We start from the raw sequence: 16,635 nt of genomic DNA, 5'->3' as shown, positions 1-16,635 counted from the left end.
CCGCCTCACCGCACGCGACCTCGCACTCCCCGTCGCCCTCTACGACATGGACACCTACTACAAAACCGTCCGTTCCAGGTGGTTCGGTACGGGTGATTACAGCAAGGAAGCACCCTGACCATGGCGCAGCCGCCCTCCCGGCTGGATCCGCATGAGCCTTCCATGGAGGAGATTCTGGCGTCGATCCGCAGCATCCTGAATGAGGAGGAGCTGAAGGCTCCGTCCTCCACACCCGACCCGGACGCACCGCTCGAACTGACGGAATCGATGCTGATCGAGACGCTGTCGGCCAGGATGCCGCCCGAGGCCGCCCAGCCCGCCACGCCTCCGCCGGTGGTGGCCCTGCCGGACGGTCCTCCACAGCCGCAGCTGCAGCCGCAGCCGCAGGCCCCGGAATCCGGGAAGCGAGATTCCCTCCTGGACCCCCTCGCCAGCGCCGCCGCGGCGGCCGCGCTGGGGCAGCTGGCCCAGGCCGTGGCCCGCGAGCGTCGGGCGCCCGTCCACCGGGTTCCCGGCCCCAGCATCGAGGACGTGGTCCGCGAGGAGATGCGACCGCTGCTCAAGGCCTGGCTCGACCAGCATCTTCCCGGCATGGTCGAGCGTCTGGTCCGGGCCGAGATCGAGCGGGTCATGAACCGCTCGGAGGGCTGAGCGGCGGGAGAGGGCCTGATCCGCCGTGACGCCCTCTTGACGAGGGCGGCGGCGCCGCCCAAGCGTGCCTTCATGCTCGACAAGACCCTCTCGCCCGCCAGCTTCGAACAGCGCATCTATGAAGGCTGGGAAGCCTCGGGCGCCTTCGGCGCCGATCCCGGCAGCGCGGCGCCGCCCTTCACCATCATGATCCCGCCACCCAACGTGACGGGCAGCCTGCATATCGGCCATGCGCTGACCTTCACGATCCAGGACATCCTGGTCCGCTGGCGGCGCATGCAGGGCCGCGACACCCTGTGGCAGCCGGGCACCGACCATGCCGGGATCGCCACACAGATGGTCGTGGAGCGGCTTCTGGCAGGGCAGGGGGTCGACCGCCGGGAGATCGGTCGCGACCGCTTCCTGGACCATGTCTGGGAATGGAAGGGGCAGTCCGGCGGCAATATCACCCGCCAGCTTCGCCGCCTCGGCGCCAGTCTGGACTGGCCGCGCGAGCGTTTCACCATGGATGCCGGGCTTTCCGAGGCGGTGCGGAAGGTCTTCGTCACCCTGCACCGGCAGGGGCTGATCTATCGCGACCGACGGCTGGTCAACTGGGATCCGAAGTTTCAGACCGCGATCTCCGACCTGGAGGTCGAGAGCCGCGAGGTGAAGGGGAGCCTCTGGCACCTCCGCTATCCCATCGAGGGCGAGCCCGGCCGCTTCATCACGGTGGCCACGACCCGGCCGGAAACCATGCTGGGCGATACGGCCGTGGCGGTGCATCCGGAGGATGCGCGCTTCCGCGATCTCGTCGGCCGCCACGCCATCCTGCCCCTGGTCGGCCGCCGCATCCCGATCGTCGCGGATGAGTATTCCGATCCGGAGAAGGGATCGGGCGCGGTGAAGATCACGCCCGCGCATGACTTCAACGATTTCGCCGTGGGCAAGCGGCACGGCCTGCCGCTGCCTTCCGTGCTCGATGCCGATGGCAGGATCACGCTGGAGGAGATCGAGGGCGATCTCGCGGCGGTCGAGAACCTGGCCGATCCGGGCTTCGTCCGCGGGCTCGCGGGCCAGGACCGCTTCGTCGCGCGGAAGGCCATCGTGGCCGAGCTGGAGCGCCTGGAACTGGTCGCCGCCATCGAGCCGCATCTCCACGCGGTGCCGCACGGCGACCGGTCGGGCGTCCCGATCGAGCCGCGGCTGACGCTGCAATGGTATTGCGATGCGGCGACCCTGGCGCAGCCGGCGATCAAGGCCGTCGAGAGCGGCCAGACGGTTTTCGTGCCGCGGCACTTCGAGAACGTCTTCTTCAGCTGGATGCGGGACATCCAGCCCTGGTGCGTCAGCCGGCAGCTGTGGTGGGGGCACCAGATCCCGGCCTGGTACGCGCCGGACGGCAGCACCTTCGTCGCCGAGACGGAGGAGGAGGCCCTGGCGGAGGCCCGCGCGAAGCTCGGGCCCGAGGTGACGCTGCAACGCGACCCCGATGTGCTGGACACCTGGTTCAGCTCCGCCCTCTGGCCCTTCAGCACCCTCGGCTGGCCGCAGCAGACGCCGGAGCTGGCCAAGTACTATCCCGGCGACGTGCTGGTCACGGGCTGGGACATCATCTTCTTCTGGGTCGCCCGGATGATGATGATGGGGCACCACTTCATGGGCGATGTGCCCTTCCGCACGGTCTACATCCATGGCCTCGTCCGCGACGAGAAGGGCCAGAAGATGTCGAAGTCGAAAGGCAACGTCATCGACCCGCTCGAGCTGGTGGAGAAGTACGGCACCGATGCGCTGCGCTTCACCATCGCCTCGCTCGCGACACCTGGCCGCGACGTCAAGCTCGGCCCGAAGCGGGTGGAGGACTACCGCAGCTTCGGCACCAAGCTCTGGAACGCCGCCCGCTTCTGCGAGATGAACGGCATCGGCCCCGATCCGGCCTTCGACCCCGCTACGGTCACCACGCCGCTGGGCCGCTGGCTGCTGAGCACCGCCGATGCCGCCGTGGCCGAGGCGACCGCCGCCCTGGAGGCCTTCCGCACGGATGACTATGCCTCGGCCTGCTACCGCTTCGTCTGGGGCAGCTTCTGCGACTGGTTCCTGGAGTTCGCCAAGCCGGCCCTGAACGGACCCGACGGGCCGGAGAAGACCGAGATCAAGGGCGTCGCGCAGCATGTGCTGGGCCTGATCCTGAAGCTTCTGCATCCGGTCATGCCTTATGTGACCGAGGAACTGTGGGACCGCTTCGGCTACGGCCCCGACTATAGCCTGATCCGGCAGGAATGGCCGCGTCCGGCCGTGGTGGCCGGGGCGGAGGCGGCGAAGGCGGAGCTCGACTGGGTCATCCGCCTGATCACCGAGGTCCGCGGCGTGCGGGCCGAGATGAATGTGCCGCCCTCGGTCACCGTGCCGTTGCTGGTCTCCGGCGCCTCGGCGGCGACCCTGTCGCGCGCGGATCGTTGGCTCGACGTCATACGCCGGCTGGCCAGGGCCACGGAGATCCGGCCGCTGGAGGGGGAGGCGCCCAGGGGCGTCGCGCAGATCGTGGTCGATGAGGCGACCATCCTGCTGCCCCTGGCCGATGTCATCGACATCGCCGCCGAGCGGGGCCGCCTCGCCAAGGAGAGGGCCCGCCTGGAAGGCGACGCTGACAAGGTCGCGGCGAAGCTGGCGAACCAGGATTTCGTCTCGCGCGCCAAGCCCGAGGTGGTGGAGGAGAACCGCGAGCGACTGGCCACGGCGAAGGCCGAGATTGCCCGGCTGGACGCGGCCCTGGCCCGCATAGGAGACTGAGACGGCGCGGCCGCCAGGGAGGCCCCGGCTTCGCGGACTTCCCTGGACCATGCCGGAAGGGGATGTCCCCCTGCACCGCCGGACTACCGATAAGTCTCTGATAAACCTATCGGGGTTTGAGACCGCGGTTGCCACGGAAAGACGGCTGCGCGATACCTCGCAGGGGATGAAACGGAAGGAAGGCGCTGCACATGGCTGAGGATATCTGGGACAAGTCGCGCCTGCCGAGCCGCCATGTCACCGTGGGTCCGGAGCGGGCGCCGCACCGCTCCTACTATTACGCCATGGGAATGACCGAGGAGGAGATCGCCCAGCCGCTGGTGGGCGTGGCGACCTGCTGGAACGAGGCCGCCCCCTGCAACATCGCGCTCAGCCGCCAGGCGCAGAGCGTCAAGACGGGGGTCAAGGAGGGCAGGGGCACACCGCGCGAGTTCACCACCATCACGGTGACGGACGGCATCGCCATGGGCCACCAGGGGATGAAATCCTCCCTGGCGAGCCGGGACGCCATCGCCGACACGGTGGAATTGACGATTCGCGGCCACTGCTATGACGCGCTGGTCGGCTTGGCGGGATGCGACAAGTCGTTGCCCGGCATGATGATGGCCATGCTGCGCCTCAATGTTCCCAGCGTCTTCATGTATGGCGGCTCCATCCTTCCCGGGCGCTTCAAGGACCGCGACGTGACCGTCGTGGATGTCTTCGAGGCGGTCGGGCAGCATGCGGCGGGCAATATGTCGGACGAGGACCTCCATGCCCTGGAGTGCGTCGCCTGCCCTTCCGCCGGGGCCTGTGGCGGCCAGTTCACCGCCAACACCATGGCCACCGTTTCGGAGGCCATCGGGCTGGCGCTGCCGGGCTCGGCGGGGGCGCCCGCGCCTTACGAGGAGCGCGATCGCTGGGCGGTGGAATCCGGCAAGGCGGTCATGGAGCTTCTGCGGCGCAACATCCGCCCCCGCGATATCGTGACGCTGAAGGCGCTCGAGAACGCCGCGGTGGTGGTGGGCGCCACGGGGGGGTCAACCAATGCGGGGCTGCATCTGCCTGCCATCGCCCATGAGGCCGGCATTCGCTTCACCCTGGACGACGTGGCCGCCATCATGCGCCGCACCCCCTACATCGCCGACCTGAAGCCGGGCGGGAAGTATGTCGCCCTCGACGTCCATCGCGTCGGCGGCATTCCGGTGATTATCAAGGCCCTGCTGGATGCCGGCCTGCTGCACGGCGATTGCCTGACGGTGACCGGCCGGACGCTTGCGGAGAACCATGCCGACGTCGTCTTCCCGACCGATCAGGACGTCATCCACCCGGTGTCGCGCGCCATCACGCCCACCGGCGGCGTGGTCGGGCTGAAGGGCAACCTCGCGCCGGAGGGCGCGATCGTGAAGGTCGCCGGCATGAAGAGCCAGCGCTTCGAAGGGGTGGCCCTGTGCTTCGACTGCGAGGAGGACGCCTTCAAGGCTGTGGACCAGCGGGCCTATAAGGCCGGCGACGTGATCGTCATCCGCTACGAAGGCCCCAAGGGCGGGCCGGGGATGCGCGAGATGCTCTCCACCACCGCCGCCATCTATGGCCAGGGCATGGGAGAGGCGGTCGCCCTCATCACCGACGGTCGCTTCTCGGGGGCCACACGCGGCTTCTGCGTCGGCCATGTCGGCCCGGAGGCGGCGGTGGGCGGGCCCATCGCGCTGCTTCGCGATGGCGATCCCATCGTCATCGACGCCGAGAAGGGCAGCATCGACGTGCTGATCTCCGAGGATGAGATGGCCCGGCGGAAGGCCGCCTGGACGCCGCGGGGCACCGACTACAATTCCGGAGCCTTGTGGAAATACGCGCAGATGGTGGGACCGGCGCACCTTGGCGCGGTGACCCATCCGGGCGGGGCGGCGGAAACGCACAGCTACCCGGATCTTTGAATCGCCGGAGCGGCAGTCGATGGCAGGCGGGCGGGATTTCAGGGCGACAAGGGCGGGAGGCTTGGTCCTCCTGCTCGCCGTGCTGGGCGGATGCACCATACAGCCGGTGATCAATCTGCCCCCGCCGCCCCTCTACTACGAATACTACGAGCCGCATCCGGCGCCCCATATCCCGCCATACCCACCCAACGAGCGGCGCTATCCGATGGGCGTCCAGCCGGAGAATGCCATCCGATGATGGCTTCGCCCTAGCCGATCTCCAGGACGAGGGGGGTGTGGTCGGAGGGCTGTTCCTGCGCCCTCGGCCGGACATCGACCCAGACCCTGCCGACTTTCTCCATGAGGTCGGGCGAGAGCATGGCGTGGTCGATCCTCAGCCCCCTGTTTCCCTCAAAGGCGGGGCCGTAATCCCAGTAGGTATAGAGCCGCTCACCCGGATGCAGCGCCCGAAGGGCGTCGGTCATCCCGAGGTATTCCAGAGCGCGAAAGGCCTGGCGCGTCTCGGGACGGACCAGGGCGTCGCTGGCGGGCAGGGCGCCCGGCGCCAGGTCCAGTTCGGTCGGGCAGACATTGAAGTCGCCGAGAATGGCGAAGGGCAGGAAGGCATCGAGCCGCGCCCTGGCCAGGGCGCGGAGCCGCTCCATCCAGCGCAGCTTGTAGGCATAGCCCTCCGCCCCGCCGGAATTGCCATTGGGCAGGTAGATCCCCGCCAGGCGGAGCCCTTCCACCGCGACCTCGAGATAGCGGGCATGGCTGTCCTCCTCGCCCGGCAGGCTCTCGCCGAGAATTTCGAAGGGCAGGCGGCTCAGGATGGCGACCCCGTTGCGGCCCCCGGTCTGCCCCACCGCATGGCTCCGGTAGCCCGCCTCCTCGAACGCCGCCGCGGGGAACTCATGCGTCTGGCACTTCAGTTCCTGAAGAAACACCACGTCGGGTCGGACCGCTTCCAGAAAGCGCAGCACATGCGGCACCCTCTTGCGGACCGAATTCACGTTGAAGCTGGCGAGCAGCACCGGGCGGGCCGCTCAACCCAGCGAGAAGGAAACGCCGCAGCCGCAGCCGGAGGCCGCCTGCGGGTTGCTCACCACGAAATGCGCGCCGATCAGCTCATCGGCCCAGTCCAGCTGCGCCCCCCGCAGCAGATCGAGGCTCACGGGATCGATCGCGACACGCCGCCCGGCATCCTCGAGGACGAGGTCGTCCGCCGCCACCGCGTCATCCAGCGCGAAGGAGTACTGGAAGCCGGAGCAGCCGCCAGCCAGCACGGCAAGGCGCAGCACGGCGCCGGGGCGACCTTCGCGCGCGGCAATCGCCCCCACCTCCTGGAAGGCGCGGGGCGTCACGCTGAACGGGGCGGTGGTGGCAGTACCGTCGGGCATGATCGTCATCTCCTGGTGGCCAACATAAGACGGGAAGGCGTGGTTTCCAACGATCCGGGGCGGCGGCGTTGCAGCGGAGCGGGGGGGCTGGTAAGCCGCCGCCCTCATGACCGATCTCGCGCCCTATGCCGTGCGTGCGGAAACCTCCCGGGGCCGGTTGCATCCGGAGCCCGCCGGGGGGGTGCGCTCGCCCTACCAGCGCGACCGGGACCGGATCATCCACAGCGCCGCCTTCCGGCGCCTGCAGTACAAGACCCAGGTCTTCATCTACCACGAGGGCGACGCCTTCCGCACCCGGCTGACGCACAGCATCGAGGTCGCGCAGATCGCCCGCTCCATCGCCCGCAGGCTCAGGCTGGATGAGGATCTGGCGGAGGCCCTGGCTCTGGCCCACGATCTCGGCCACCCCCCCTTCGGCCATGCGGGGGAGGAGGCGTTGAACGGCCTGATGCGGCCCTATGGCGGCTTCGACCACAATGCCCAGAGTCTCAAATCGGTCACCATGGTCGAGAAGCGCTATGCGGAGTTCGACGGCCTCAACCTGACCTGGGAGACGCTGGAGGGGCTGGCCAAGCACAATGGCCCGATCGTCCGACCCTCCAGCTTCATGGCCGAGTACGACCGCCTGCACCCGCTCGACCTGTCGAGCCATGCCTCGCTGGAGGCCCAGGTCGCCGCCCTGGCGGACGACATCGCCTACAACAATCACGATCTGGACGACGGGCTGCGGGCCGGGCTCTTCACCCTCGACGAGATGGCCGCCCTGCCGCTGGTCGGCGAGGCGGTGGCCGAGGTTCGCGCTCTCTATCCGGAGGCGGCGGCCTCCCGGCAGGCGAGCGAATCCATCCGTCGCGTCATCAACGCCATGGTCCAGGACGTGGTGGCGGAGGCGGAGCGCCGGCTGGCGGTCCTGGCCCCGCGCGGCGTCGAGGATGTCCGCGCCGCCGGCCGCCCCATGGTCGCCTTCAGCGCGCCGATGCAGGCCGCCAATCAGACGGTGCGGCAGTTCCTGCGCCAGCGCATGTACCGCCACTGGCGGGTCAACCGCACGACGCAGAAGTCGAAGCGCGTCGTGCAGATGCTGTTCAGCCTGCTGCATGGCGGGCCGGACATGCTGCCGCCCGAATGGCGGCAACGCGCCGGCGCCGCGGGGAGCGCGGACTGTGCCGCCGTGGTCTGCGACTATATCGCGGGCATGACGGACCGCTTCGCCCTCGACGAGCACAGGCGGTTGACCGACCCTAACATTCCCGGCTGATCGGACATCCATGGAACAGAGCCCCGCCCTCTCGCAGGACATCTTCGCCACGCTGCGCCAGGAGGTCCTGGCCTGCCTGCGCCGCATCCTGCCGGACCTGCCGGAGGAGGCGCTGGCCCGCGTCCAGGTCGACCCGCCGCGGGATGCGAGCCATGGTGACATGGCCACCAACGCCGCCATGGTGGTCGCCAAGCCGGCCCGGATGTCGCCGGCGCAGATCGCCGCCCGCCTGGCCGAAGCCCTGGTGGCCGCAGCGCCGATGGTGTCGGAGGCTGCCCCGGCGGGGCCCGGCTTCGTCAATCTCCGGCTGAAGGAGGATTACCTCCTGGGGCAGCTGCCCATCATCCTGAACGCCGCCGAGGCCTATGGCGACGGATCGGCAGGCGGCGGCATCCGCGTCGATGTCGAGTATGTTTCCGCCAATCCCACCGGCCCCATGCATGTCGGCCATTGCCGCGGCGCGGTGGTGGGGGACGCCCTGGCCAACCTGCTCGCCAAGGCCGGCTACGCCGTCACCAAGGAATACTACATCAACGATGCCGGCGCGCAGGTGCAGGCCCTGGCCTATGCCGCCTACTGGCGGTACCTCCAGGCCCTCGGCACCACGCTCGCCGAGGAGGACTACGCGGCCTCCGTCGCTGGCGGGCTGCAGTATCGCGGCGAGTATCTGATCCCGGTCGGGGAGGCGCTGAAGGCCGAGCTGGGCGACGCGCTGGCACCCGGCGCCATGCCGGCCGATCCGGCCCTCTGGCTCGACCAAGTGAGGGAATTCACCATCGCCCGGATGATGGCGGTGATTCGCGAGGATCTCGACGCGCTGGGCGTCCGGCATGATGTCTTCATCAGCGAGGCGCAGCTGGTCCGGGACGGCGTCGCCGACCGGGCCATCGCGATGCTGGCCGGGAAGGGCCTGGTCTACGAGGGCGTGCTGGAACCGCCCAAGGGCAAGCTGCCGGAGGACTGGGAACCGCGCCCGCAGACGCTGTTCGCCTCCACCCGCTTCGGTGACGACGTCGATCGCCCCCTGCGCAAGTCCGACGGCACCAACACCTATTTCGCCAACGATATCGGAAATCACGCCGACAAGATCGCGCGCGGGATGCAGGAGCTGGTGCAGGTCTGGGGTGCCGACCATGGCGGCTATGTCTCGCGCATGAAGGCGGCCACCAGGGCGCTCTCGGACGGCCGTGTGCCGCTCGACGTGCTGCTCTGCCAGATCGTCAAGGTGGTGAAGGGCGGCGAGCCGGTGCGCATGTCCAAGCGCGCCGGCACCTATATTACCCTGCGTGACCTCATCGACGAGGTGGGGCGTGATGCGGTGCGCTTCACCATGCTGACGCGGAAGTCCGACGCGCAGATGGAGTTCGACCTCGACAAGGTCGTCGAGCAGTCGCGCGAAAATCCGGTCTTCTATGTGCAGTACGCGCATGCGCGCTGCCGCTCCGTGCTGCGGCAGGCGGGTGATCCGGACATCGCGGCCCTGGGCGGGGCGGCTTTCGCCGCGCTGACCGACCCCGCCGAACTGGCGCTGGTCCGCCGCCTCACCACCTGGCCCCGCCTTGTGGAAGCCGCTGCTGCAGCGCAGGAGCCACATAGGATCGCCTTTTATCTCCAAGACTTGGCCAGCGACTTTCATATTTTGTGGAACCGGGGGCGCGATGATGCGACACTCCGTTTCATCCGGGCGGGGGAGCCCGAAGCCACAGGGGCCCGGCTCGCTCTCGTGGCCGCGACGGCCCTGGTGATCCGCTCGGGCCTCAAGGTCATGGGCGTGACGCCGGTCGAGGAGATGCGGTGAGGGAAGTGCAGGTACCGTCCTATCGGGTGCGGGACGTCGCCGAGGATGGCGGCTCCCGCCGCATGATGCTTCTGGCCGGCGGCTTCGCCGGCCTGCTTGCGGTCGGGGGGATCGCGGGCTGGGCATTCAGCCGGTATTCGGACACCACGGTGCCGGTCGTGCAGGCGGATGCGCGGCCCATCAAGATCCGTCCTGATGACCGCGGCGGGCTGCGCGTGGCGAATCAGGACGAGATCATCTTCGAGCGGCGCACGGCCTCCGGGGTCTTCGAGCCGGCCGGCCGCCTGGGACCGGCGGCCGAGGCGCCGAATCTGGATGCCCTCCGCGCCGCCACCGCCCCGCCGCCCGGCGCCTCCACGCCGCCCAGTGTCTCCACGCCGGTGGAGCCCTCTCCCGTGGCGGAGGCCGCGCCCAGTGTCGCGGGGGTGACGGCGGAGGCCCAGGCGCCCGCCGCCACACAGCCCGCGCCGCCGGCGGTGCAGGCCGCGCCCGTGACGCCGCCGGTGGTGGCGACGCCCACTCCTCCAGCGCCGCCGAAGCCGGCGGCTCCCGCCGCGACCGGTAGCGTCGTCGTTCAGCTCGGCGCCCTGGATTCCGAGTCCGGGGCCCGTTCCGAGTGGGAAAGGCTGAGGGGACGCGCGCCGTCGCTCCTCCAGGGCCGTTCGCCGCAGGTGATCCGCTTCGAGCGCGAAGGCAAGCCGACCATGTGGCGCCTGCGCACCGGCGGCTTCGAGAATCGCTCCGCCGCCGGCAGCTTCTGCGAGTCGATCAGAAGTCAGGGCGGCGCCTGTGCCGTCATCGGCGGCTGAGGTTCTTCCGGGTGTCCACGCCGCGCGCTGCCATCATCGGGGTCTCGGGACCCGTCCTGCTGCCGGAGGAGGCCGCGTTGCTGCGGCGCTCCCGGCCGTTTGGAGCCATTCTTTTCGCCCGCAATGTCCGGGACCCGGGGCAGTTGTCGCGCCTGACGGCCGATCTCCGCGAGGAGCTGGGGGCCGAGGCGCCGATCCTGGTGGATCAGGAGGGCGGCCGCGTCGCCCGCCTGCGGCCGCCGCACTGGCCGGACTTTCCACCGGCATCCGCCTTCGAGAGCAGGCCCGCCGAGGCCGCCTGGGCCAATGCCGCGCTGTTGGGGCGTGAGTGTCACGCCGTGGGGCTGGACGTGGTCTGCGCCCCCGTGCTGGACCTGCGCCTGCCGGGAGCCCACGGCATCATCGGCGATCGCGGCTTCTCGGCGGATCCCGCCGAGGTGGCGCGGCTTGGCGAGGCCTGGATCCGCGGTCTGCAGACGGCGGGCACCATCCCCGTCATCAAGCATATCCCCGGCCATGGCCGCGCCCTGGCCGACAGCCATCTGGAGCTGCCCCGGGTCGAGGCCGGTCCGGAGGAGCTCGCGGCGGATATGGCGCCTTTCCGGGCACTGGCCGGAAGCGGCGCCTGGGCCATGACGGCGCACATCCTCTATACCGCGCTGGATGCCTCGCGCCCTGCCACCCTGTCGGGCCGGGTGATCGAGCGGACCATCCGGGGCGATCTGGGCTTCGACGGCGTGCTGATCTCGGACGATCTCGCCATGAAGGCGCTGAGCGGGGCGCTCGATGCGCTGGCGCGCGATGTCCTCGCGGCGGGATGTGATGTGGCTCTGCACTGCACCGGGCAGCTCGACGAGAACGAGGCCGTGCTGGCAGGAAGCGCGCCATTGACCGACAAGGCGCTGGAGCGGGTGAAGGCGGCACGAAACGCCATGATCGCCCGCCGTGACGCGGGCGTGCCGGATCCTGCGGCACTGGCGGAACGCCGCGACGCCCTGCTTCGCGAAACGGCGTGAGCGACTGGCTCCCGGAACTCGCCGTGGCCGTACTGGCCACGGTGCTGGCGATCACCCTGCATGAGGCGGCGCATGGCTACGCGGCGCTGGGCCTGGGTGACGACACGGCGCAGCGTGCCGGGCGGCTGAGCCTGAACCCGCTCCGGCATGTCGACCCGGTAGGGACGCTGCTGCTGCCCGGGCTGCTCCTGCTGGGCCAGTTGCTGACCATCGGCCGGGTCGAGGCCATGTTCGGCTGGGCCAAGCCGGTGCCGGTCGATGTCATGCGGCTGCGCAATCCGCGATATGGCATGGTGCTTGTCGCGGCGGCCGGCCCGGCGATGAATGTCTTCCTGGCATGGTGCGCGGCCATGCTGGCGCACCCGCTGGATTCCCTGCAGGGTGCCCTGCCGCCACAGGCCATGGAGCTGGCCCTGCGGTTCATCGTGCTGTCCATCATGGCGAACCTGCTGCTGGGGCTTTTCAACCTTCTGCCGATTCCTCCCCTGGATGGCGGGCGGATCCTGGTCGGCCTTCTGCCCGCACCTCTGGCCCTGCCGCTGGCCCGGCTGGAGCGGGCCGGACTGCTGATCGTCATGCTGCTGATCTTCGTCCTTCCCCGGATCAGCCCCTCCCTCGATCCCATTGGCTGGATCGTCGATCTCGTCGTGGGGCCCGGCTTCCGGGCCATCCTCTTCCTGGCCGGGCATGAGACATGACGGAACCCGCGCGCGGCGAGAGCCTTCAGCTTCGCCTCGATGGCTTCGAGGGGCCGCTGGATCTGCTGCTGGAACTGGCCAGATCGCAGAAGGTGGACATCGCGCGGATCTCCATCCTGCAACTGGTGGACCAGTATCTGGGCGTCATCGAGGGCGCCCGGCGCGTGCGCCTGGAGATCGCCGCGGACTGGCTGGTCATGGCTGCCTGGCTCGCCTGGCTGAAGTCCCGGCTCCTCCTGCCGGACGAACCGGGTCAGGAGGAGGATGCCGAGGCGCTGGCGGGCCAGCTGGCCGAGCGCCTGGCCGAGCTGGAGCGCATGCGCGCGGCGGCGGGCTGGCTCGGTCGCTGCCCGCAGCTGGGCCAGGATGTCCTGGCGCGCGGCCAGGCGGAGCGCCTGGTGGAAGAGGACCGGAGCGGCCTGCACGCGGATCTTCCCGCCCTGCTGCGCGGCTATGTCGTGGCGCTGCGCCGCGCCGCGGGCCGGCGCCCGTACCAGCCCCGGCCACGGCGTCTCTGGACGGTTCAGGAAGCGCTGGGGCGGCTGGCGCAGCTCATCGGGCACCTGCCCGAATGGGGAGAGTTGCAGCGCTTCCTTCCCGACAGCCTGCGCGATCCGGTGGAACGCCGGGCCGCCCTGGCCTCGACCCTGATCGCCGGCTTGGAAATGGCCCGGGGCGGCGGTATCGAACTGCGTCAGGAAGCGGCCTTCGGCCCCATCCTGGTGCGCCGCCGTGCCGCCCGGCCGCAGGAGGGGCAGGCAAGGCCGGAGGAGGAAGCCCATGGATATGTCGCCGCCGCATGACGCCTCCGGAGATGCCGCCGGGCTGTCCTCCATCGAGCACGCGCTGCGGCTGACGGAAGCCCTGGTCTTCGCCTCCGACCGGCCGGTATCCCCGGCCCGCCTGCAGGAGGTGCTGCCGCCGGGGCTCCGTGCCGATGCCGTGCTGACGCTGCTGGCCTCACGCTACGCGGGGAGGGGCGTGGAGTTGACCGAGGTGGCGGGCGGCTACGCCTTCCGCACCGCTCCCGACCTGGCGCCGCTGCTCACGCGGGTGGTGGAGGTGCCGCGGCGCCTGCCGAGGGTGGCGATGGAGACGCTGGCCATCATCGCCTACCACCAGCCGGTGACGCGGCCCGAGATCGAGGAGATCCGCGGCGCCAGCCTCTCGCAGTCGACGCTGGAGCTTCTGCTGGAGCACGGCCTGATCGCACCACGCGGGCGCAAGGAGGTGCCCGGCCGGCCAAGCCTCTGGGGCACGACGCCGCGTTTCCTCGAGCATTTCGGGCTGCGTGTGCTCGCGGATCTGCCGCGCCGCGAGGAACTCCTGGCCGGCGAGAACGGGGTGTCACTTCCGGGATTGGGCCGCCCGGCTTGAACCTGGCGCTTCACCGGGCTGGTCCCGCATCCTGTGCGGGCACCCCGCCGCGGGCGCCTGGAACGGCTCCGCGCGCCTGACGAATTGTATCTGTTCGGGGCGAACCGTTTCGGTGCCAGGTTCCCGGCCTCCTCCCCAGTCAGCGGCTCGACTCCGGGATCGCCCGGACGTGTCGATCGAGCCCGGGCGTGCCTTCGCCTTTCCGCTCGCATCCCCTAGATAAGACGGGTTGGCGGCGGGAAGATGGGCCGCCGGATTGGCGCTGCCCCCGGTTCCTGCTAACGGGGACGGCCCCCGATATGGGGGAGATGGGAATCACATGTTCGATTTAGCCTGGTCCGAGCTGGCCCTGATCGCCGTGGTGGCTGTAGTGGTCATCGGGCCCAAGGACCTTCCCGAGGCCATCCGCAATGTCGCCAAAGGGGTGCAGAAGCTTCGGCGCATGGCCGCGGAGTTCCAGACCCATGCTGACGAACTGGTGCGCGAGGCGAAGCTCGAGGACGTCCGCGACCAGATCCGCGACATCCGCAATTTCGACCTGAAGAGCACGATCGAGCGGAGCCTGGACGAGGACGGCTCGATCCGTAAGACCTTCACCGAAGATCCTCTGAAGAACGCCTGGAAGCCGGAAACATCCGGCACGGCGGAGGCGACGGGCGCCAAGGCCCCGCTCCAGGAGACTTCGGCGGCCGAAACCTCCAAGATCCCGCCCGCACCGCCCGCCTTCGTGCCGCCCTCCGTCGCGGAGGCCTCCGCGCCGGCGCGGCCGGAGCCCCAGCCGGAGTCCAGGCCCGAGCCCCCTGCCGGCGCCGAGCCGCCGCCTGAGGAACGCTCCGCCGTCTCGGCCGGCAAGGTCGCCCCCCCGCCCGCAACACCGAGCGTCTGAGTACCCCTCCGTGGCCCGAGACCAGGACGACATCATCGACGACAAGCCGATGCCGCTGATCGAGCATCTGCTCGAACTGCGCACACGCCTGCTATGGTCGATTGGCGCTTTCATCATCGCCTTCGCGGTCTGCTACTACTTCTCCACACAGATCTACGGCTTCCTCGCCCGCCCCCTGGCCGACATCCTGCAGCAGCAGAGCGGCAGCGAGCGGCGGATGATCTTCACCGCCCTGTACGAGGCCTTCTTCACCTATCTGAAGGTGGCCTTCTTCGGCGCCACCTTCCTCAGCTTTCCGATGTGGGCGACGCAGCTCTGGCTGTTCATCGCGCCAGGCCTCTACCGCAGCGAGAAGCGGGCCATCCTGCCCTTCCTGCTCGCCTCCCCGGTACTTTTCGTCCTGGGCGCGGCGCTGGCCTACTACTTCATCTTTCCGCTGGCCTGGAAGTTCTTCATCTCCTTCGAGACGCCGCCCGGGGCCGGCGCCCTGCCGGTGCAGCTGGAAGCCAAGGTCAGCGAGTACCTCAGCCTGGTCATGCACATGATCCTGGCTTTCGGCGCCGCGTTCCAGCTGCCCGTCGCGCTGACACTGATGGCCAAGGTGGGCATCGTCACGCAGGCCGGACTGAAGCGGGGACGGCGCTACGCCATCGTCGGCATGTTCGTGGTCGCCGCGGTCATCACGCCGCCGGACATCATCAGCCAGATCGGCCTCGCCGTGCCGCTCATCGCCCTTTACGAACTGTCGGTCCTGGCCGCGGGATGGGTCGCGCCCCGGCGCGATGAGGACCAGAGCTGAGTATTCGCCATGCATGACATCCGCATCGTCCGCGCCGATCCGGCAGCCTTCGACGCCGCGCTGGCGCGCCGTGGCCTGCCGGCCATGGCCGGCAGCATCCTGGAGCAGGACGCCACCCGCCGCGCCGCCCAGACCGCCGCCCAGGAGCTCCAGGCGCGCCGCAACCAGATCTCGAAGGAGATCGGCCAGGCAAGGCGCGCCGGGCAGGAATCCTCGGCCCTCGAGGCGGAGGGCGCCACGCTACGCGGCCGCATGGAGTCCCTGGAGGCCGAGGCCAAGGCGGCCGATCAGCGGCAGGTCGCCCTGCTGGAGGCGCTGCCGAACATCCTGGACGCCGAGGTGCCCGAGGGAAGGGACGAGGCCGACAACGTCGTGCTGCACCAGCACGGCACGCCCCCGGTGCTCGACTTCCCGGCGCGCCAGCACTTCGAGATCGGCGAAGCGCTGGGCCTCATGGATTTCGCGGGGGCCGCGAAGCTGGCCGGCGCCCGGTTCACCGTGCTGCGCGGCGCCCTGGCGCGGCTCGAGCGTGCGCTCGGCCAGTATATGGTCGCCCTGCACACCGGCGAGCATGGCTACGAGGAAGCCGCCGTGCCGCTGCTGGTGAACGATGCCACCATGTACGGCACCGGGCAGCTCCCGAAGTTCCGGGAGGACCTGTTCCGCACCGAAGACGGCCGCTGGCTCATCCCGACGGCCGAGGTGCCGCTCACCAACCTGGTCGCCGGCGAGATCCTGGCGGAGGACAGTCTGCCGCTGCGCTTCGCGGCCCTGTCTCCCTGTTTCCGCTCCGAGGCGGGAAGCGCGGGACGCGACACGCGGGGCATGCTGCGCCAGCACCAGTTCACCAAGGCGGAGATGGTGTCGATCACCACGCCGGACCAATCCGCCGACGAGCACGAGCGCATGACGCGCTGCGCCGAGAGAGTGCTGACGGAGCTTGGCCTGGTCTGGCGGCGCGTGCTGCTCTGCTCCGGCGATACGGGATTCGCCTCGGCCAGGACTTACGATCTCGAGGTCTGGCTGCCGGGGCAGGGGGCGTGGCGGGAGATCTCCTCCTGCTCGAACTGCCGCGACTTCCAGGCGCGCCGGATGAACGCCCGCTTCCGGCCGAAGGACGGCAAGGGAACGGCTTTCCCGCACACCCTGAACGGCTCCGGCGTGGCGGTGGGGCGGGCCCTGATCGCCGTGCTGGAGACGCATCAGCAGGCGGATGGCAGCGTGGCCATTCCCGAGGTGCTCGCGCCCTGGATGGGCGGCCTGTCGCGGCTCGGATGAA

At 69.8% G+C, this 16,635-nt stretch carries 16 protein-coding genes; 14 read left to right on the top strand and 2 right to left on the bottom strand.

Translation table 11 applies throughout. From position 1 onward, the window contains the following. Positions 1–162: 162 nt before the first annotated feature. The 4 genes from D9598_RS03450 (at position 163) to D9598_RS03435 (ending at position 5,574) form a co-directional block, all read left to right on the top strand. Positions 163–651, top strand: coding sequence for a DUF2497 domain-containing protein (locus D9598_RS03450; protein WP_198364972.1), 489 nt, complete (start codon positions 163–165; stop codon positions 649–651). Between the two features lie 72 nt (positions 652–723). After that, complete coding sequence (locus D9598_RS03445) at positions 724–3,420, top strand: valine--tRNA ligase (protein ID WP_198364971.1); 2,697 nt, start codon at positions 724–726, stop codon at positions 3,418–3,420. A 191-nt stretch (positions 3,421–3,611) separates the two neighbouring features. Further along, positions 3,612–5,336 (top strand): dihydroxy-acid dehydratase, encoded by a 1,725-nt coding sequence (ilvD, locus tag D9598_RS03440; protein WP_198364970.1) that lies wholly within the window; start codon positions 3,612–3,614, stop codon positions 5,334–5,336. Between the two features lie 61 nt (positions 5,337–5,397). Next, entirely contained in the window at positions 5,398–5,574 is a 177-nt protein-coding gene (locus tag D9598_RS03435) for a hypothetical protein (protein WP_198364969.1), read from the top strand. A gap of 10 nt (positions 5,575–5,584) precedes the next feature. Here D9598_RS03435 and xth read toward each other — a convergent pair whose 3' ends face one another. Both xth and D9598_RS03425 read right to left on the bottom strand, forming a co-directional pair. Further along, positions 5,585–6,349 carry an exodeoxyribonuclease III gene (gene xth / locus D9598_RS03430; RefSeq protein ID WP_198364968.1) on the bottom strand — a complete coding sequence of 255 codons (765 nt, stop codon included), beginning with the start codon at positions 6,347–6,349 and terminating at the stop codon, positions 5,585–5,587. 12 nt (positions 6,350–6,361) lie between these two features. Continuing rightward, positions 6,362–6,715 carry an iron-sulfur cluster assembly accessory protein gene (locus D9598_RS03425; RefSeq protein ID WP_232476829.1) on the bottom strand — a complete coding sequence of 118 codons (354 nt, stop codon included), beginning with the start codon at positions 6,713–6,715 and terminating at the stop codon, positions 6,362–6,364. 106 nt (positions 6,716–6,821) lie between these two features. Between D9598_RS03425 and D9598_RS03420 the strand changes: the two genes are divergently transcribed. From D9598_RS03420 to serS, 10 genes are all read left to right on the top strand, one after another. Further along, a complete protein-coding gene (locus D9598_RS03420; protein WP_198364966.1) occupies positions 6,822–7,973 on the top strand; it encodes a deoxyguanosinetriphosphate triphosphohydrolase in 1,152 nt (383 codons plus the stop codon). A 10-nt stretch (positions 7,974–7,983) separates the two neighbouring features. Next, complete coding sequence (argS, locus tag D9598_RS03415; protein ID WP_198364965.1) at positions 7,984–9,771, top strand: arginine--tRNA ligase; 1,788 nt, start codon at positions 7,984–7,986, stop codon at positions 9,769–9,771. Beyond that, the gene (locus D9598_RS03410; RefSeq protein ID WP_198364964.1) at positions 9,768–10,580 is read left to right on the top strand and encodes an SPOR domain-containing protein; all 813 of its coding nucleotides are present in this window, start codon (positions 9,768–9,770) and stop codon (positions 10,578–10,580) included. Before argS ends, D9598_RS03410 begins: the two co-directional genes overlap by 4 nt. A gap of 11 nt (positions 10,581–10,591) precedes the next feature. Further along, a complete protein-coding gene (gene nagZ, locus D9598_RS03405; RefSeq protein ID WP_198364963.1) occupies positions 10,592–11,596 on the top strand; it encodes a beta-N-acetylhexosaminidase in 1,005 nt (334 codons plus the stop codon). Then, positions 11,593–12,294 carry a site-2 protease family protein gene (locus D9598_RS03400; RefSeq protein ID WP_198364962.1) on the top strand — a complete coding sequence of 234 codons (702 nt, stop codon included), beginning with the start codon at positions 11,593–11,595 and terminating at the stop codon, positions 12,292–12,294. The genes nagZ and D9598_RS03400 overlap by 4 nt, the downstream gene beginning before the upstream one ends. Continuing rightward, entirely contained in the window at positions 12,291–13,097 is an 807-nt protein-coding gene (locus tag D9598_RS03395; protein WP_198364961.1) for a ScpA family protein, read from the top strand. Before D9598_RS03400 ends, D9598_RS03395 begins: the two co-directional genes overlap by 4 nt. Beyond that, a complete protein-coding gene (gene scpB / locus D9598_RS03390) occupies positions 13,081–13,671 on the top strand; it encodes an SMC-Scp complex subunit ScpB (protein ID WP_232476883.1) in 591 nt (196 codons plus the stop codon). The genes D9598_RS03395 and scpB overlap by 17 nt, the downstream gene beginning before the upstream one ends. 319 nt (positions 13,672–13,990) lie before the next feature. Then, positions 13,991–14,557 carry a Sec-independent protein translocase protein TatB gene (gene tatB / locus D9598_RS03385; protein ID WP_198364959.1) on the top strand — a complete coding sequence of 189 codons (567 nt, stop codon included), beginning with the start codon at positions 13,991–13,993 and terminating at the stop codon, positions 14,555–14,557. Between the two features lie 10 nt (positions 14,558–14,567). Then, positions 14,568–15,356 (top strand): twin-arginine translocase subunit TatC, encoded by a 789-nt coding sequence (tatC, locus tag D9598_RS03380; RefSeq protein ID WP_198364958.1) that lies wholly within the window; start codon positions 14,568–14,570, stop codon positions 15,354–15,356. Between the two features lie 9 nt (positions 15,357–15,365). Then, positions 15,366–16,634 carry a serine--tRNA ligase gene (serS, locus tag D9598_RS03375; RefSeq protein WP_198364957.1) on the top strand — a complete coding sequence of 423 codons (1,269 nt, stop codon included), beginning with the start codon at positions 15,366–15,368 and terminating at the stop codon, positions 16,632–16,634. The last annotated feature ends 1 nt before the right edge of the window (position 16,635 follow it).

The organism is Roseomonas sp. KE0001 (assembly GCF_016107285.1).
Taxonomy (GTDB): domain Bacteria; phylum Pseudomonadota; class Alphaproteobacteria; order Acetobacterales; family Acetobacteraceae; genus Pseudoroseomonas.
The sequence above is the reverse complement of the archived record's forward strand: the minus strand, read 5'-3'. Positions and strand labels throughout refer to the sequence as shown.